Source organism: Pseudomonas sp. SLFW (assembly GCF_009905615.1).
Taxonomy (GTDB): Bacteria; Pseudomonadota; Gammaproteobacteria; order Pseudomonadales; family Pseudomonadaceae; genus Aquipseudomonas; species Aquipseudomonas bambusae.
In genome coordinates, this window is record NZ_JAAAKW010000002.1 from 221,455 (window position 1) to 238,135 (window position 16,681).

Here is a 16,681-nt window from a genome sequence, read left to right on the forward strand (position 1 = left end):
GGGTCAAGGTGTGTCGATGGCCGGTTTGCCGGTGGCCGTCGCAGGCTTGGCGGCAGGCTGCCCATCGACCGGCTTTGGCCAGGCCTTCAGGTCCAGGTCCAGATCGGGGAACTGGCTGGAGTCGAACACCGGCGTCTTGATGCCTGCCTTACGCTGGGCATCGTAGTCGTTCAGGATACGCAAACCGATCTTGAACAGCATGGCCAATGCAATCAGGTTCACGAACGCCAGCAGGGTCATGGTGATGTCGGCAAAAGCGAACACGGTGCCGAGGTCTTCCACAGCCCCCCACAGGATCAACGCCAGCACGAGTGCGCGGTAGCCCATCAGCGCTTCGCGGCTCTCGCCGAGTAGGTAGCGCAGGCTGTTCTCGCCCAGGTAGTAGTTGTAGAGAATCGAGGTGAAGACAAACAGCGACAGTGCCACGCTGATGAACAGCTTGCCCCAGTCGCCCACGACCGCCGCCAGCGAGTTCTGCGTCAGTGCGATGCCGTCGCCTTCGAAGCCGGGGGTGTAGAAGCCTGAGAGCAGAATCAACAAAGCGGTACAGGTGCAGATGACGAAGGTGTCGAGGAACACGCTGAACGCCTGAACCACGCCTTGCGCCACCGGGTGTGGCACCTCAGCGACCGCAGCGACGTTTGGCGCGCTGCCCAGACCGGCTTCGTTGGCGAACACGCCGCGTTTCACACCCATGACGATGGCACTGCCGACCAGGCCGCCGAACACTTCGTCTACACCGAACGCGCTTTTGACGATGGTCGCCAGCATGTGTGGGACGTGTTCGAACTGCACGCCGATCACGTAGAGGGTGACTGCGATGTAGACCAGCGTCTTGACCGGCACCAACAGGTCAGCGACCGCTGCGATGCGTTTGATACCGCCGATGAACACCAGACCCAGCAGCACGGCCAGACCGATACCGGCGTAGCCTGGCGATACGCCGAACGCATTATTGAGCGAGTGGGTGACGGCGTGGGATTGCAGGCCGTTGAACGCGAAACCGAACGTCACCAGCAACAGCACCGCCATGACCATGCCCAGCCAGCGCTTGCCCAGCCCGTGCTGAATATAGAAAGAAGGGCCGCCGCGATATTGGCCTTCGGAGTCGCAGCGCTTGTAGAGCTGGCCGAGGGAACATTCGAAGAAGCTGCTGGCCATACCGACCAATGCCGTGACCCACATCCAGAACACCGCGCCCGGCCCGCCGAGGGTGACCGCGATGCCGACACCGGCGATGTTACCGGCGCCCACGCGACCCGCGAGGCTCAGCATCAGGGCCTGGAACGAACTCAGTTGCCCGGAGCTGCTGCGCAGGCTTTCGCGAAACACCGCGAACATGTGGAAAAAATGACGCATTTGGACGAAGCGCGAGCGAATCGTGAAATATCCACCGAGCCCGACAATGAGCACGATCAGCAGTTTTCCCGAGAGGAAGTCGTTGATGACTTCAAGCATTGATGTTTCCTCGCTTTTTTAGAGGGGGCGCACTATACCGGTGCGCGTTATTGGAGTCTGTAAACCGTTTCTGCTTTTTAATCCCGTTTCGTCGGTTTCCGATGGGCGTCCCGGGAGAACCGTTCTGTAGCAGTGGTGTTCTTTGGGTAGTCAGTTCCTTGAGCACTAGGGTCTGAGATCAGCCCGTTCCGCAAAGATTCCGGGCAAAAAAAAAGGGCCGGGAAGCGTCTACTTCCGGCCCTCAAAAGGGTGAGGGGTGTCTAGGCCCTCAGCCTGGTGAGCGTGTTGCAGATAACGCGAGAGCGGTTTGATCAGGCCTTCAATGGCACCAAACGTGGAGCGATCATGTTCTCGGGGCGCAAAATGTCGGCGAGCATCGTGTCGTCGAGCAGGCCTTCTTCGCGCACCAGTTCCAGTACGCCTCGGCCTGTTTCCAGCGCGACGCGGGCGATACGGGTGGCATTTTCGTAACCGATGTACGGGTTCAGCGCGGTGACCAGGCCAATCGAGTGCTCGACCAGCTCGCGGCAGCGCTGTTCGTTGGCGGTGATGCCGACGATGCAATGCTCGCGCAGCATGTCCATGGCGCGTTGCAGCAGGCGGATCGAGTCGAAGATCTTGTAGGCGATCAGCGGCTCCATCACGTTCAGTTGCAGTTGGCCGCCTTCGGCCGCGACGGTCAGCGCCAGGTCGTTGCCCATGATTTCGAAGGCGCACATGTTCACGGCCTCCGGGATCACCGGGTTGACCTTGCCAGGCATGATCGAGCTGCCGGGTTGACGCGCTGGCAGGTTGATTTCGTTGATCCCGGTGCGCGGTCCGCTGGACAGCAGGCGCAGGTCGTTGCAGATTTTCGACAGTTTGACGGCGGTGCGCTTGAGCATGCCGGAGAACAGCACGAAGGCGCCCATGTCGGAGGTGGCTTCGATCAGGTCAGCGGCTGGCACCAATGGCTGGCCGCTGATGATCGCCAGACGCTCGACTGCCAGATGCTGGTAGCCCGGGTCGGCGTTGATGCCGGTGCCGATAGCGGTGCCGCCCAGGTTCACTTCGGTCAGCAACTCAGGCGCCAGGCTGCGCAGACGGTTGAGGTCTTCGGTCAGCGTGGTGGCGAAGGCGCGGAATTCCTGGCCAAGGGTCATCGGAACGGCGTCCTGCAGCTGGGTCCGGCCCATTTTCAGCACGTGGCTGAATTCCTGACCCTTGGCGGCGAAGGCCTGAATCAGGCTGTCGAGGCTGGCGAGCAGGGCGTCGTGGCCCAACAGCAAACCCAGGCGAATCGCCGTCGGGTAAGCATCGTTGGTCGACTGCGCCATGTTCACGTCGTTGTTCGGGTGCAGGTGTTTGTATTCGCCTTTGGCATGGCCCATCGCTTCAAGGGCGATGTTGGCGATGACTTCGTTGGCGTTCATGTTGGTGGACGTACCGGCGCCACCCTGAATCATGTCGACCACGAACTGTTCGTGGAAATCGCCACGGATCAAGCGGGCGCAGGCCTCGCTGATCGCTGCGTGCTTCTCGCTGCTCAAGTGGCCCAACTGATGGTTCGCATCGGCGGCCGCTTGCTTGACCATGGCCAGACCGACCACCAGTTTCGGGTAGTGCGAAAGGGGAACGCCGGAGAGGTGAAAGTTGTTCACTGCGCGCAGGGTCTGAATGCCGTAATACGCTTCAGCGGGTACTTCGAGAACGCCAAGCAGGTCTTTTTCGATGCGAAATGATGCAGCGGAGGACATGATAGAGAAAGTCTCAAGAGAGGCACGGACTAAGCCGGAACGCCTTTAATACTAGGCTTGCGGGCGATTGCGAACCAATGCTGTTAAGCGCTAGCCTATGCACAAACGGCATAATGTCGATGTGACGTTCGGATTGTGATGAGCGTGTGAAGAGGTATTCCGAATGGTCTGCCGTCCTGTAGGAGTGAGCTTGCTCGCGATTGCTGTTTGCCCGTGACGAGTTCGTTATCTGGCCTGCCGCCATCGCGAGCAAGCTCACTCCCACATAGGGCCGACCGAATTACGTGGCGTGCAGCCGACTCGCCAAGGCTGAGAGCCCCTGGAGAACACCATGAATCTGGAAAGCAAATGGCTGGAAGACTTCAGCGCGCTGGCGGCCACCCGGAGTTTCTCCCAGGCGGCGGAGCGTCGGTTCGTGACGCAACCGGCGTTCAGTCGGCGGATTCGCAGCCTGGAAGCCGCTTTGGGTCTGACGCTGGTCAATCGTTCGCGTACTCCCATTGAACTGACGGCGGCGGGCCAACTGTTTCTGGTGACAGCGCGCACCGTGGTTGATCAACTGGGCGAAGTGCTGCGCCATCTGCATCATCTGGAAAGCGGGCAGGGCGAAGTCATGCAAATCGCCGCCGCTCACTCGCTGGCGCTGAGCTTCTTCCCGCGCTGGATCGCGCAGTTGCGTAACGAAGGCCTGAACATTGCGACCCGCCTGGTCGCCACCAACGTCGGCGACGCGGTGCATGCCCTGCGTGAGGGCGGTTGCGACCTGATGCTCGCGTTCTACGACCCCGACGCCGCGTTGCAGATGGACGCCGAGATCTTTCCGTCCCTGCATCTGGGCGTGACGGAAATGCTGCCCGTCTGCTCGGCGGACGCGGACGGCAAGCCGCTGTTCGATCTGGAAGGCGAACAGAGCGTGCCGTTACTGGCCTACAGCGCGGGGGCCTTTCTGGGGCGCTCGGTGAACCTGTTGCTGCGCCAGCGCACCGTGCGCTTTACCACGGTTTACGAGACGGCAATGGCCGACAGCCTTAAAGGCATGGCGTTACAGGGATTGGGGATCGCCTGGGTGCCACGTCTTTCTATTGCGCCGGAACTGGAGCGCGGCGAACTGGTGATTTGTGGCGGCCCGCGATGGCATGTCCCACTGGAGATTCGGCTCTACCGTTGCGCCTTGGTGCGCAAGGCCAATGTGCGGCTGTTGTGGCGCAAGCTGGAAACGGCTGCCGGGGCTGCTGAATCGAATCAGTGAACCCGGCGGCCGGTAATGCCCGGATCAGGGGATGTCTTGCAGGTAATTCCGAATCGCCTGCGCCGATTTCTCACTGTAGCGGTAGCAATTCTTGAGGAAGAAAACATCCTCCACGAACATGTTAGTGATGCACGGCGCGGGGGCTGCAGTGGCGTGAAATTCGCCATCACTGTGTGTGGCGCCGAGCGTATGCCCGACTTCGTGGGCAAGGGTGCGATAGGCCGTCATCGACGCTATGGCCGAGCGTTTGCCGAGTCCTGCGACGCCTTGTACGAAAAACGTCAGATTGTCCTTGGTGATCAATAGGTATTTGTGGCGCTTGTCGCGGGGTTTGTTTTCGTCAATCACGTAATCGATTACGCGCTGGTCCCATTCATAAAGCGCTTTGTCTGCGTCGCCCAGGCGATAGTCAAAATCGGTGTAGCCGGGTTTACGCAGTATGGGAACAATCTGCACGTTTCGTTCGGTAATGGCGCCGAGGTCTTCGGTAAACCACCTCAGGTATTTTGCGTCCAGATTCCGGATGTCCTGATCGTTGAGTTCATCATGCAGAAAGAGCGTCAGCACGATGGGCATTTTCGCCTCTGTGGCGTCGTTGCCTGCCGCCAGGGTTGAAGTGGTTATGGCGCCGCCAAGAAAGGCGATCGCCAGCGCTGCGATAAATACGTTCATGGTCTTTTCTCGTCCTTGAGAGTGGATGGATGTTGCGCAGTCACAGCTGAACAGAAGCTGCTAAGGATGTCAGTCAGAGCCAGGGCGTGGGCTGGAGGGATTTTTCGCTTTTTATTGTCAAAAAAGGGGCGCACTTGAGGCAGTTGACAGATGGTCGCCGCTGATCTGTTAAACCACTGTCATTGCGGTATACTGCGCGGCCTTTGGCCGGTTGCACTGGTCATAATTCGTACGACAAGCCACGCCGGTTTTCCCGCGTGGCTTGTTGTTTTTAGACGCGCCTGCGGGCGCCCGATGAAGAGGCACGACGATGAGCGCACTGGTTGGCGTGATCATGGGCTCCAAGTCCGATTGGTCCACCCTTAGCCACACCGCCGACATGCTGGAAAAGCTCGGCATTTCGTACGAAGTCAAAGTGGTGTCGGCTCACCGCACCCCGGATTTGCTGTTCCAGTACGCTGAAGAGGCCGAAGGCCGTGGCATCGAGGTGATCATCGCCGGTGCCGGTGGTGCTGCTCACCTGCCGGGCATGTGCGCCGCCAAGACCCACCTTCCTGTGCTGGGCGTGCCGGTGCAATCGTCGATGCTGTCGGGTGTCGATTCGTTGCTCTCCATCGTGCAGATGCCGGCGGGCATTCCGGTCGCGACGCTGGCCATTGGCAAGGCGGGCGCGATCAACGCCGCGCTGTTGTCCGCCAGCATCCTGGGCGCCAAACACCCGCAATTCCACGCAGTGCTGAAAAAATTCCGCACTGAGCAGACAGACAGCGTTCTGGACAATCCAGACCCACGCGAGGCCTGAGGTTTTCATGAAGATCGGCGTAATCGGTGGCGGCCAGCTGGGTCGCATGTTGGCACTGGCGGGCACCCCGCTGGGTATGAACTTCGCCTTTCTGGACCCTGCGCCAGACGCATGCGCTGCTGCACTGGGCGAGCACCTGCGTGCCGATTACGGCGATCAGGACCACCTGCGTCAGCTGGCAGATGAAGTGGACCTGGTGACCTTCGAATTCGAAAGCGTACCTGCTGAAACCGTGGCGTTCCTCTCGCAGTTCGTGCCGGTCTACCCGAGCGCCGAAGCCTTGCGTATCGCCCGCGACCGTTGGTTCGAGAAGAGCATGTTCAAGGACCTGGGCATTCCGACGCCTGCGTTCGCCGACATCCAGTCCCAGGCGGATCTCGACGCTGCCGTCGCCAGCATCGGCCTGCCTGCGGTGCTGAAAACCCGCACGTTGGGTTACGACGGCAAGGGCCAGAAAGTCCTGCGCAAACCCGAAGACGTGGTCGGGACGTTTGCCGAGCTGGGCAGCGTACCGTGCCTGCTGGAAGGTTTCGTGCCGTTCACGGGTGAAGTGTCGCTGATTGCCGTGCGCGCCCGCGATGGCGAAACCCGCTTCTACCCGCTGGTGCACAACACCCACGACAGCGGCATTTTGCGCCTGTCCATCGCCAGCACCGATCACCCGTTGCAGGCGCTGGCCGAGGATTACGCCGGTCGCGTCCTCAAGCAGCTCGACTACGTCGGTGTGCTGGCGTTCGAGTTCTTCGAAGTCGATGGCGGCCTGAAAGCCAACGAAATTGCGCCACGCGTTCACAATTCCGGCCACTGGACCACCGAAGGCGCCGAGTGCAGCCAGTTCGAAAACCACCTGCGTGCCGTCGCTGGCCTGCCGCTGGGTTCGACTGCGAAAGTGGGGGAGAGCGCGATGCTCAACTTCATCGGTGAAGTGCCTGCCGTGGAAAAGGTCATCGCCATCGACGACTGCCATTTGCATCACTACGGCAAGGCGTTCAAAACTGGGCGCAAGGTCGGGCATGCGACTGTTCGAAGCCATGACCGCGCAACGCTGGATCGCCAAGTAAAGCGGGTCGAAGCGCTGATCAAAAACTGATCATTTGCAGTACACCTTTGTAGGAGCGTGGCTTGTCCCGCGAACGGCTGCGTAGCAGTCGCAAAACGGGTGGGCGCGGTATTTCTGACGCGCCGAGGTCGTAGGATTCTACGACGACTCCGTCGCCGATCGCGGGACAAGCCACGCTCCTACAGGTTCGCGCCATTCCAGTTGAACCATTCATCCCCCACACCCCTCTCATAGCGTGTTGCCAATTGCCGACTAGGCTTGGGCATATTCATTCAAACAGAGGGAAATGGCATGGGAATCATCGGAACCATCTTCATCGGCCTGATCGTGGGTCTGTTGGCTCGCTTTCTGAAGCCAGGCGACGACAGCATGGGCTGGATCATGACCATTATTCTGGGCATCGCCGGCTCGCTGGTGGCGACCTACGGTGGTCAGGCGCTGGGCATCTATCAAGCAGGCCAAGGCGCAGGTTTCCTCGGTGCACTGGTAGGCGCGATTGTTCTGCTGGTGATCTACGGCTTGATCAAAAAGAAATGAATGTGAGTCTGGCCCTCTGCGCTATTGCCGCGTAGAGGGCTAGAATGCGCGGCATCCACTTCTTCCTGCCGAGCACCTCAATGCGTCGTCTTCTTTTCATCTCCCTGCTGCTGGTCTGTGGACTGGCACGCGCCGCCGACATTCCTGAAACCGACTGGCTTGAGCTCATGCCCAAGTCGGATCAGAAAGCCCTCGAAGCCATGCCCGAAATCGATCACAACTCCCCGGAAGCCCAGGGGACGTTCGACAGCAAGGGTGGTTTGAAGCAGAGCAAGGGCTTGCCTGCCGTGATGTATTCGACCAAGACCGTCGCGGCCATGGACGGCAAGCACATTCGTCTGGGCGGTTATCCGGTCCCGCTGGAAACAGACGCCAAGGGTCACGCCACGCTGTTTTTCCTGGTGCCGTACCCAGGCGCGTGCATTCACGTGCCGCCACCCCCGCCTAATCAATTGGTGCTCGTGCGTTATCCCAAAGGGCTGAAGATCGATGATATCTACACACCGCTATGGGTCATTGGCACGTTGAAGATCGAGAAGGTCAGCAATGACTTGGCCGACGCGGCTTATGCGCTGGATGCAGGGAAAGTGCGAGTGGTGACTGAGGCGGATTTGTAAGCTGATCCGCCCTCTGCATCGATCACGCTGCGAATGTTGCGTAATGCCTGAAATCACCTGTGGGAGCGAATTCATTCGCGATAGGCCGGCACATTCACAACAATGTGTCGACTGTAAGATCCCATCGCGAATGAATTCGCTCCCACAGGGCAAGATCAGCGTTTGATTATTCTTCGCCCAAAGGCTCAGCCCAGATGCTGACGCCCATGACATGCATCTCACCCGGCGCGAGCGTCACGATGTCGGTCATGACGTTCGCAGTCTCGACACACACCATGCTCTTCCAGCCGTCGGCTTGCATGTCACTGAACGTCTTGGTCTTCTCGATCCACGGGTTCCAGACCACGGAGGATTTCGAGCCCTGCGTCTGGATTTGAATCCGACGCTTCCAGCCAGGGTCGACGATGGAAACCAAGTCCGGTGTGTCCTGATAGATACGGTCCGTCTCGCCGCTGAACGTAATGTCATCGGCCTGCACGTTCAGCGTCTCCCAACTTTCCAGCGTGTTCAGGTATTTCACGCCGTCGAGGCCTTCGATGCTCACTTGGTGCACGTCGCTCACTGCGAAATAGCTGTGCAGTGCCTGGCTCAGGCTGACGGTTTCAGGGCCCGCGTTGAAGCTGGCAAGACTGACGTTCAGCGCAGCGTCCATGCGGATCTGCAGCTTCACGCCTACCGTGTGCGGCCAGCCCGGTAAATGCCCTTCGGCCTTGGGTTGAATGAACTCGACGATCAGCGCGTCGCCGTCTTCGCCCATGCCCATCAACTCCCAGTCGATGGCCCGAACTTCGCCGTGGGCGTTCGCCGGTTCGCTGCTCTGGCGCATGTCCTGCACGCTTTGCGGGTTGCGCTGGAAATTGCCGAACCACGGCCAGCACACGGGCATGCCGCCGCGAATCGCTTTTCCGTGTTTGAAAACCGCACCGGGGTTGGACCAGATCAGGGGCTCATCGCCGTCGATCTGATAGCTGACGACGTGCGCGCCCTGCTGGGCGACCACCAGTTCGGCCTGACCGTGGCGAATGCGCCAGCAGTTCAGCTCACCGAGCTGGATGGATTCGACTTCTGGCGTAGGCATACGGGTACTCACTCAAAGGACAGTGACTGAATCAGACTGTGCCAAGCTTGATGAGTTTACTGCGCGCTGCCAAGTGCAATGAGGCGCTGACCCGATGTTCAGCGCCGGGCTGGAACCGACCGGGTGCGCCCACTGCCGTCGATGGCAACGAACACAAAGACAGCCTCAGTCACCTTGCGCCATTCGCTGGACAGCGGATCGTCGCTCCAGACTTCGACCATCATCTGAATCGAGCTGCGGCCGATTTCCAGCGTCTGGGTATAAAAGGACAGCTGCGCGCCTACGGCCACAGGGACCAAAAACGCCATACGGTCGATCGCGACGGTGGCGACACGTCCGCCCGCGACTTTGCTGGCCATTGCTGTGCCGGCCAAGTCCATTTGTGCGACCAGCCACCCGCCATAGATATCGCCGAAACCGTTGGTTTCGCGCGGCAAGGCGGTGATTTGCAAGGCGAGATCGCCCTGCGGGATTGGATCTTCTTGCTCTAACTCATTCATCAAGGGGTCCCTCTGACCCATCACGCTCAGTCTTCACTACGTTTAAAGGGGGAAGTTCTGCGAAAACGACTTGGGTAAATGGTTTCGCACAAATTCCCCGAAAGACCGGTTGAGTCACGGCCGGGCAGTATATCGGTCAAGGTCCGACGAAACGACCGCCGGGTTTCCATTTTGCCCGACGCTCGTTGCAATCCATGTGCAGCGACGCGCAATTTGCTATCGTGCCGAACCGATTTGGCCCACTCCGCCAAAATTGGCACGCAATTTTGATGCCCGATTAACGTGTCGAGTCGATAAATCGCGTGCACAGCCGCTACCCATGGCTGCCTTGCTACCGATCACTCGTCCCAAAAGAGTCTCAAAAGAGAAGCCATTGTCATGTCCTCTGTGTCTTCAAGTGCCGCGCAATCTTCGCGTCCGCTGACCCGCAACGATTACAAAACCCTGTCGCTTTCTGCCTTGGGTGGCGCGCTGGAATTTTACGATTTCATCATCTTCGTGTTCTTCGCCGCCGTGGTGGGCAAGCTGTTTTTCCCCGTGGACATGCCGGAATGGCTGCGTTTGATGCAAACGTTTGGCATTTTCGCGGCGGGCTATCTGGCGCGTCCGCTGGGCGGAATCGTGATGGCGCATTTCGGCGACCTGCTTGGCCGCAAGAAAATGTTCACCCTCAGTATTTTCCTGATGGCGGTGCCGACCCTGATCATGGGCCTGCTGCCGACCTATGCGCAGATTGGCATCTGGGCGCCGCTTTTGTTGCTGCTGATGCGGGTCATTCAAGGCGCCGCCATTGGTGGCGAAGTGCCGGGTGCGTGGGTATTCGTTTCCGAGCACGTTCCCGCACGTAACGTCGGTTACGCCTGTGGCACGCTCACCTCGGGTCTGACCGCAGGCATTTTGCTCGGCTCGCTGGTCGCCACCTGGATCAACAGCATCTACACACCTGCCGAGGTTTCGGACTACGCCTGGCGTATTCCATTCCTGCTCGGCGGGGTATTCGGTCTGATGTCGGTGTACCTGCGCCGTTGGCTGCACGAGACACCGGTGTTCGCCGAGCTGCAACTGCGCAAGCAACTCGCCGAGGAAGTGCCGCTCAAGGCCGTTCTGCGTGATCATCGCAGTGCCGTCGTGTTGTCGATGGCCCTGACCTGGCTGCTGTCAGCGGGTGTCGTGGTGGTTATTCTCATGACCCCGACTCTGTTGCAGACCAGTTATGGCTTCGCACCCGCGGTCACACTCAAGGCCAACAGCCTGGCGATCGTGATGTTGAGTCTGGGCTGCATTGGCGCAGGCGCGCTGGCCGACCGCTTTGGTGCAGGCTTAGTCTTCCTGCTCGGCTCATTGGGTTTGCTGGTCAGCTCGTGGACCTTCTATCACACCGTTGGCGCTTCCCCGGATTGGCTCTATCCGCTGTATGCCATCACCGGTCTGTTCGTCGGCACCATCGGCGCCGTGCCGTTCGTGATGGTAAAAGCCTTCCCGCCTATCGTCCGATTCTCTGGGCTGTCGTTCTCCTACAACCTGGCTTACGCGATCTTCGGCGGCCTGACCCCGATGGTCGTCACTCTGATGCTCAAGGCCAACCCGATGGGGCCCGCCTGGTATGTCGCGATTCTGTGCGCGCTGGGCATGGTGATTGGGGTGTATCTGCTGAAGAGTAAACGCGCCTGATTCGTGAGAAATAGCCCGTAGCAATTAATCGGCTCCATGTGAGGCCGCCACCTGAAAAGGCTGGCGGCCTTTCATTTAATTGTCACAACTTGGTCATACAGTAGTCACATGGCCATCATTCACCCGGCCAGACTTTTGACCTCGCCAGGAGCCAGGCATGACATTCAAGCGTTTGATGACTGTACTCACCTTTGTTGCAGCCAGCGTTGCCACCGCAAGCGCTGTTGCTGCGGTTGATCCGGCGATCAAACCTTACGTCAAAACCTCCGGCGTCTCGGGCAATCTGTCGAGCGTTGGCTCGGACACCTTGGCCAACCTGATGACCATGTGGGCCGAGGCTTACAAGAAAGAATACCCAACGGTGAACATCCAGATTCAGGCGGCGGGCTCGTCCACGGCGCCTCCGGCACTGACCGAAGGCACTGCAACCATTGGCCCGATGAGTCGCAAGATGAAGGACGGGGAGATGTCGGCTTTCGAGCAGAAATACGGCTACAAGCCGACCGCGATTCCGGTGGCGGTGGATGCGTTGGCGGTGTTCGTGCACAAGGACAACCCGATCAAGGGCCTGACCTTGCAGCAAGTGGACGCTATCTTCTCGGCAACACGCCTGTGCGGCGTCAAGACAGACGCAAAAACCTGGGGCGACGTAGGTGTGACCGGGGATCTGGCGGGGAAGTCGATCCAGCTGTTTGGCCGCAATTCGGTTTCGGGCACTTACGGCTACTTCAAGGAAGTCTCGCTGTGCAAAGGCGACTTCAAGCCCAACGTCAACGAGCAGCCCGGCTCCGCCTCAGTGGTCAGCTCCATCAGCAGCTCGCTCAACGGCATCGGTTATTCGGGCATTGGTTATAAAACGTCCAGCGTGCGCACCGTGCCGCTGGCCAAGAAAGAGGGCGATGCCTTCATCGAAGACAACGAAGCCAACGCGCTGAATGGCACGTATCCGCTGGCACGGTTCCTTTATGTCTACGTGAACAAGGCGCCGAACAAGCCACTCAACCCGCTGGAGGCCGAGTTCGTCAAACTGATCCTGTCAAAACAAGGTCAGGAAGTTGTCACGAAAGACGGGTACATTCCTCTACCAGCCAAGGTTGTCAGCAAAGCATTGGCTGATCTGGGGCTATAAGAACGCGGCAGTGCGAAGCGCTGCCAGACAACCCTGCGCGGGGTGACAGGTTCGTCCCGCCGCTGAACCCAAGGGCCTTATGGAACGAGGCTTGCGAAACATGAACAGTCCGTTGCCACGGTTCCGAGGCGACGGGCTTTTTTGCGTCACTATGCTGTCATGTATCTGTCATACATTGCCGCTAGGGTGTGCGCATGAATGATTTGGCCAATTCATCAATGACCGAGAAGTCCCCGCCTGAGCGCATTGATTTCAATGCGCCGGAGCTGCAACGCAAGCGTCGTATTCGTGCGCTCAAGGACCGACTGACGCGCTGGTACGTGTTGGTGGGTGGCCTCGCCGTTCTTGCGGCAATCACGCTGATCTTCTTTTATCTGGCCTACGTCGTCGCCCCTCTGTTTCAGGGCGCGAAGCTGACCGCCCAGACCGTACAGGCTCCCACCTGGATGCAGGACGCTGGCAAACCGCTGGTGCTCGTCCTCGAAGAGCAGAACCAGGTCGGCCTGCGGGTCTCGGACAAGGGCGAAGCGCTGTTCTTCAATATGGCCGACGGCAGCGAGGTCACCCGTGTTGCGCTGCCGGTCCCTGCTGGCGCCCACGTGACGTCGGTGGCGCAGGATCAGCCCGGCAAGCCGCTGATGGCGGTAGGTTTGTCCAATGGCCAGGTGCTGGTGTTCAAGCACGCCTACCCGATCAGCTACCCCGGCAACAAAAAGACCATCACCCCGGCTATCACGTGGCCCTACGGCGAAACCCCCTTGGTGTTGGATGACGCTGGGCGTGCACTTGAGCATGTCAGCCTCAACGCCAACGACACCACGCTGATTCTCGCGGGCGCGACGGGTGCGGAACTGCACGTGCTGTCGCTGACCCAGTCCGAAAACCTGATGACCGGCGAAACCACCCGCGAACAGAACCGCATTGCGCTGCCACAACTGTCGGCCATGGTGAAAGCGATTTACGTCGATCCGCGTCAGCAATGGCTGTACGTCATCAATGGTCGCGCCCAGGCCGACGTGTTCAATCTGCAAGACCGCACGCTCAACGGTCGCTACAAGCTGCTGGAAGACGCCAACGCTGAAACCACCGCCAGCACGCAGCTGGTGGGCGGCATTTCTCTGATGATAGGCAGTTCTCGCGGCAACATCGCCCAATGGTTCATGGCCCGCGACGTCGATGGCGAGATGCGCTTGCAGCATATCCGCGATTTCAAAATGAGCGGCGCACCCATCTCGCAGATCACCGCCGAGCAACGCCGCAAAGGCTTCATTGCCATGGACACCTCCGGCAAGCTGGGCGTGTTCCACAGCACGGCCCATCGCACGTTACTGGTCGATCCGGTCGCCAGCGGCCCGTCGGTCATGGCCCTGTCGCCGCGCGCCGATCGCATCGTCGTCGAAGACAACGGCAAGCTGGTGCCTTTGACCCTGAACAACCCGCACCCGGAGGTCTCATGGAGCGCGTTGTGGGACAAGGTCTGGTACGAGAACTACGACGAGCCCAAATACATCTGGCAGTCCACGGCCTCGAACAGTGACTTCGAACCCAAGCTGAGCCTGGCCCCGCTCACCTACGGCACGCTCAAGGCCGCGTTCTACGCGATGCTGCTGGCCGCGCCGCTGGCCATTGCCGCTGCGATTTATACGGCCTACTTCATGGCGCCTGGCATGCGCCGCAAGGTCAAGCCGGTCATCGAGCTGATGGAAGCCATGCCGACCGTCATCCTTGGCTTCTTCGCCGGGCTGTTTCTGGCGCCGTACCTGGAAGGGCACTTGCCGGGGATTTTCAGCCTGCTGCTTCTGACCCCCATCGGCATTCTGCTGGCGGGTTATCTGTGGACGCGCTTGCCTGATTCGATTCGCCTGCGCGTGCCCGACGGCTGGGAAAGCGCGGTCCTGATTCCGGTCATTCTGCTGGTGGGCTGGTTCTCGCTGGGCATGAGTTCGCACATGGAGAATTGGTTCTTCGAGGGCGACATGCGTTCATGGATCACCAACGATCTGGGCATCACCTATGATCAACGCAACGCCTTGGTCGTCGGTATCGCGATGGGTTTTGCCGTGATCCCCAACATTTATTCGATTGCCGAAGACGCCGTGTTCAGCGTGCCTCGCGGCCTGACACTCGGCTCCCTGGCGCTGGGCGCCACGCCTTGGCAGACCTTGATGCGCGTGGTGTTGCTCACGGCCAGTCCCGGAATATTCTCGGCGCTGATGATCGGCATGGGCCGCGCGGTGGGCGAAACCATGATCGTGTTGATGGCCACGGGCAACACGCCAATCATGGACATGAACCTGTTCGAAGGCATGCGTACGCTCGCGGCCAACGTTGCGGTCGAGATGCCGGAATCCGAGGTGGGCGGCAGCCACTACCGTGTGTTGTTCCTCGCGGCGCTGGTGCTTCTGGTCTTCACTTTCATCATGAACACCTTGGCAGAGCTGATTCGTCAGCGCCTGCGCAAGCAGTATTCATCTCTCTAGGGCAGGTATTCAGATGAAAAAGACCGCCCTCAAGAGCTGGTTCAACAGCGGCGCCCCCGGCGTTTGGATCAGCGCGGGTGCCGTGTCGATTGCCGTGATCATGACCATCGGCTTGTTGGCGGTGATTGCCGTGCGTGGGCTGGGGCATTTCTGGCCAGCGGACGTGATTTCCGCCCAATACGACGTTCCCGGTCAGGAAAAACACGTGCTGGTCGGCGAGCTGGTGCAGTCCGAGCAAGTCCCACGTGCCCGCCTCAAGGCGACCGGATTGCCGGTGCCGGATCAAGGGCCGGAGTTCATGACCCGCGACCTGTTCAAGGTCGGAAACCGCGACCTCAACCCCAGCGATTTCAGCTGGGTCATCGGTGAGTGGCTGAAGGACCAGAAAAGACCCGCCGAGCTGATGACGATCGAGCGTCGGGAGTGGGGCAATTTTTACGGCTATCTGGTCAACGTCAAAGAAAACGGCAAGGTCATTGCCGAGGGCGAGGCCGCGTGGCCACAGTTGCGCGAACGCATCGAGCGGGCGCAAACAATCTCCGATGAATTGGACAGTCTGGAAAAGACCGACATCGGCGCGATCAACCACGGCATCGAACGCCTGCGCCTTCAGGCTCGCAAGCTGGAGCTTAACGGCCAACTGGACGCCGAGGCCCAGGCCGACATGGCGACCGAGCGCGCCGAGTACGACGCGCGTTACAAGGATATCGAGTCGCGCCTCTCTGCCTTGCATGCTGATTTTGCGCGCGACAGCCTGACCGCCCGTGACGCCAACGGCAAAGAAGTGGAAATCAGCCTTGGCAAGGTTGTGCATGCGTATCAGCCCAATGCCATGAGCGTCGCGACCAAGTTGGGCTTCTACTTCCAGAAGCTGTGGGAATTCCTCAGCGACGACCCGCGCGAAGCCAACACCGAGGGCGGGATTTTCCCGGCGATCTTCGGCACCGTAATGATGACCCTGATCATGGCGGTGATCGTGACCCCGTTCGGCGTGCTGGCGGCGGTCTACCTGCGTGAATACGCCCGTCAGGGGCTGGTGACGCGGCTGATCCGCATCGCCGTGAACAACCTGGCCGGGGTCCCGGCCATTGTGTATGGGGTGTTCGGTCTGGGCTTCTTCGTCTATGTGCTGGGCGGTTCGCTGGATCGGCTGTTCTTCCCCGAAGCGCTGCCTACGCCGACCTTTGGCACGCCGGGTCTGCTTTGGGCGTCGTTGACCCTCGCGCTGCTCGCGGTGCCGGTGGTGATCGTGGCGACCGAGGAAGGTCTGGCGCGCATCCCGCTGACCCTGCGCGAAGGCTCGCTGGCACTCGGCGCGACCAAGGCAGAAACCCTGTGGAAGATCGTGCTCCCGATGGCAAGCCCGGCGATGATGACCGGCCTGATTCTGGCTGTCGCTCGCGCAGCGGGTGAAGTCGCGCCGTTGATGCTGGTGGGCGTGGTCAAGCTTGCGCCGTCGCTGCCCGTGGACGGCAACTACCCGTATTTGCACCTCGATCAGAAGATCATGCACCTGGGCTTTCATATTTATGACGTGGGCTTCCAGAGCCCCAACGTCGAAGCTGCAAGGCCGCTGGTGTACGCCACGGCGCTGTTGCTGGTGCTGGTGATTGCGCTGTTGAACCTGTCGGCAGTGACCATTCGAAACCGGCTGCGCGAGAAGTACCGCGCCCTCGATGGATGACCGCAGCG

The 16,681-nt window shown here is 59.9% G+C and carries 14 protein-coding genes; 9 read left to right on the forward strand and 5 right to left on the reverse strand.

Annotated elements, in window-relative coordinates; genetic code table 11:
* Nucleotides 1–3: 3 nt before the first annotated feature.
* Nucleotides 4–1,458, reverse strand: coding sequence for a sodium:alanine symporter family protein (locus tag GVN17_RS04335; RefSeq protein ID WP_166594005.1), 1,455 nt, complete (start codon nucleotides 1,456–1,458; stop codon nucleotides 4–6).
* Between the two features lie 311 nt (nucleotides 1,459–1,769).
* Nucleotides 1,770–3,194 carry an aspartate ammonia-lyase gene (locus GVN17_RS04340; RefSeq protein ID WP_166594006.1) on the reverse strand — a complete coding sequence of 475 codons (1,425 nt, stop codon included), beginning with the start codon at nucleotides 3,192–3,194 and terminating at the stop codon, nucleotides 1,770–1,772.
* 331 nt (nucleotides 3,195–3,525) lie between these two features.
* Between GVN17_RS04340 and GVN17_RS04345 the strand changes: the two genes are divergently transcribed.
* On the forward strand, nucleotides 3,526–4,443 hold the full coding sequence (locus GVN17_RS04345) for a LysR substrate-binding domain-containing protein (protein ID WP_166594007.1): 918 nt from the start codon (nucleotides 3,526–3,528) through the stop codon (nucleotides 4,441–4,443).
* A gap of 24 nt (nucleotides 4,444–4,467) precedes the next feature.
* Here GVN17_RS04345 and GVN17_RS04350 read toward each other — a convergent pair whose 3' ends face one another.
* On the reverse strand, nucleotides 4,468–5,115 hold the full coding sequence (locus GVN17_RS04350; protein WP_166594008.1) for a hypothetical protein: 648 nt from the start codon (nucleotides 5,113–5,115) through the stop codon (nucleotides 4,468–4,470).
* Between the two features lie 310 nt (nucleotides 5,116–5,425).
* Here GVN17_RS04350 and purE point away from each other — a divergent pair, with 310 nt between their 5' ends.
* The 4 genes from purE to GVN17_RS04370 all read left to right on the forward strand — a co-directional run bounded on the left by purE (nucleotide 5,426) and on the right by GVN17_RS04370 (nucleotide 8,131).
* Nucleotides 5,426–5,917, forward strand: a complete 492-nt coding sequence (purE, locus tag GVN17_RS04355; protein ID WP_166594009.1) for a 5-(carboxyamino)imidazole ribonucleotide mutase — start codon at nucleotides 5,426–5,428, stop codon at nucleotides 5,915–5,917.
* Between the two features lie 7 nt (nucleotides 5,918–5,924).
* Nucleotides 5,925–7,007 (forward strand): 5-(carboxyamino)imidazole ribonucleotide synthase, encoded by a 1,083-nt coding sequence (locus tag GVN17_RS04360; RefSeq protein WP_166594010.1) that lies wholly within the window; start codon nucleotides 5,925–5,927, stop codon nucleotides 7,005–7,007.
* A 261-nt stretch (nucleotides 7,008–7,268) separates the two neighbouring features.
* The gene (locus GVN17_RS04365; RefSeq protein ID WP_166594011.1) at nucleotides 7,269–7,514 is read left to right on the forward strand and encodes a GlsB/YeaQ/YmgE family stress response membrane protein; all 246 of its coding nucleotides are present in this window, start codon (nucleotides 7,269–7,271) and stop codon (nucleotides 7,512–7,514) included.
* 80 nt (nucleotides 7,515–7,594) lie between these two features.
* The gene (locus tag GVN17_RS04370; protein ID WP_166594012.1) at nucleotides 7,595–8,131 is read left to right on the forward strand and encodes a DUF3299 domain-containing protein; all 537 of its coding nucleotides are present in this window, start codon (nucleotides 7,595–7,597) and stop codon (nucleotides 8,129–8,131) included.
* 166 nt (nucleotides 8,132–8,297) lie between these two features.
* Here the strand turns inward: GVN17_RS04370 and GVN17_RS04375 are convergent, their stop codons facing one another.
* Both GVN17_RS04375 and GVN17_RS04380 read right to left on the reverse strand, forming a co-directional pair.
* Nucleotides 8,298–9,209 carry a D-hexose-6-phosphate mutarotase gene (locus tag GVN17_RS04375; RefSeq protein WP_166594013.1) on the reverse strand — a complete coding sequence of 304 codons (912 nt, stop codon included), beginning with the start codon at nucleotides 9,207–9,209 and terminating at the stop codon, nucleotides 8,298–8,300.
* A gap of 98 nt (nucleotides 9,210–9,307) precedes the next feature.
* Nucleotides 9,308–9,709: an acyl-CoA thioesterase gene (locus GVN17_RS04380; RefSeq protein WP_108236231.1), complete on the reverse strand. Its 402-nt coding sequence runs from the start codon at nucleotides 9,707–9,709 to the stop codon at nucleotides 9,308–9,310.
* 378 nt (nucleotides 9,710–10,087) lie between these two features.
* On the opposite strand from GVN17_RS04380, the gene GVN17_RS04385 reads away from it, so the two are divergent.
* The 4 genes from GVN17_RS04385 (at nucleotide 10,088) to pstA (ending at nucleotide 16,673) form a co-directional block, all read left to right on the forward strand.
* Entirely contained in the window at nucleotides 10,088–11,380 is a 1,293-nt protein-coding gene (locus tag GVN17_RS04385; RefSeq protein WP_166594014.1) for an MFS transporter, read from the forward strand.
* Between the two features lie 157 nt (nucleotides 11,381–11,537).
* The gene (locus GVN17_RS04390) at nucleotides 11,538–12,509 is read left to right on the forward strand and encodes a phosphate ABC transporter substrate-binding protein PstS family protein (RefSeq protein ID WP_166594015.1); all 972 of its coding nucleotides are present in this window, start codon (nucleotides 11,538–11,540) and stop codon (nucleotides 12,507–12,509) included.
* Between the two features lie 194 nt (nucleotides 12,510–12,703).
* Nucleotides 12,704–14,989, forward strand: coding sequence for an ABC transporter permease subunit (locus GVN17_RS04395; RefSeq protein WP_166594016.1), 2,286 nt, complete (start codon nucleotides 12,704–12,706; stop codon nucleotides 14,987–14,989).
* 13 nt (nucleotides 14,990–15,002) lie between these two features.
* On the forward strand, nucleotides 15,003–16,673 hold the full coding sequence (gene pstA / locus GVN17_RS04400; RefSeq protein WP_166594017.1) for a phosphate ABC transporter permease PstA: 1,671 nt from the start codon (nucleotides 15,003–15,005) through the stop codon (nucleotides 16,671–16,673).
* Nucleotides 16,674–16,681: the final 8 nt, after the last annotated feature.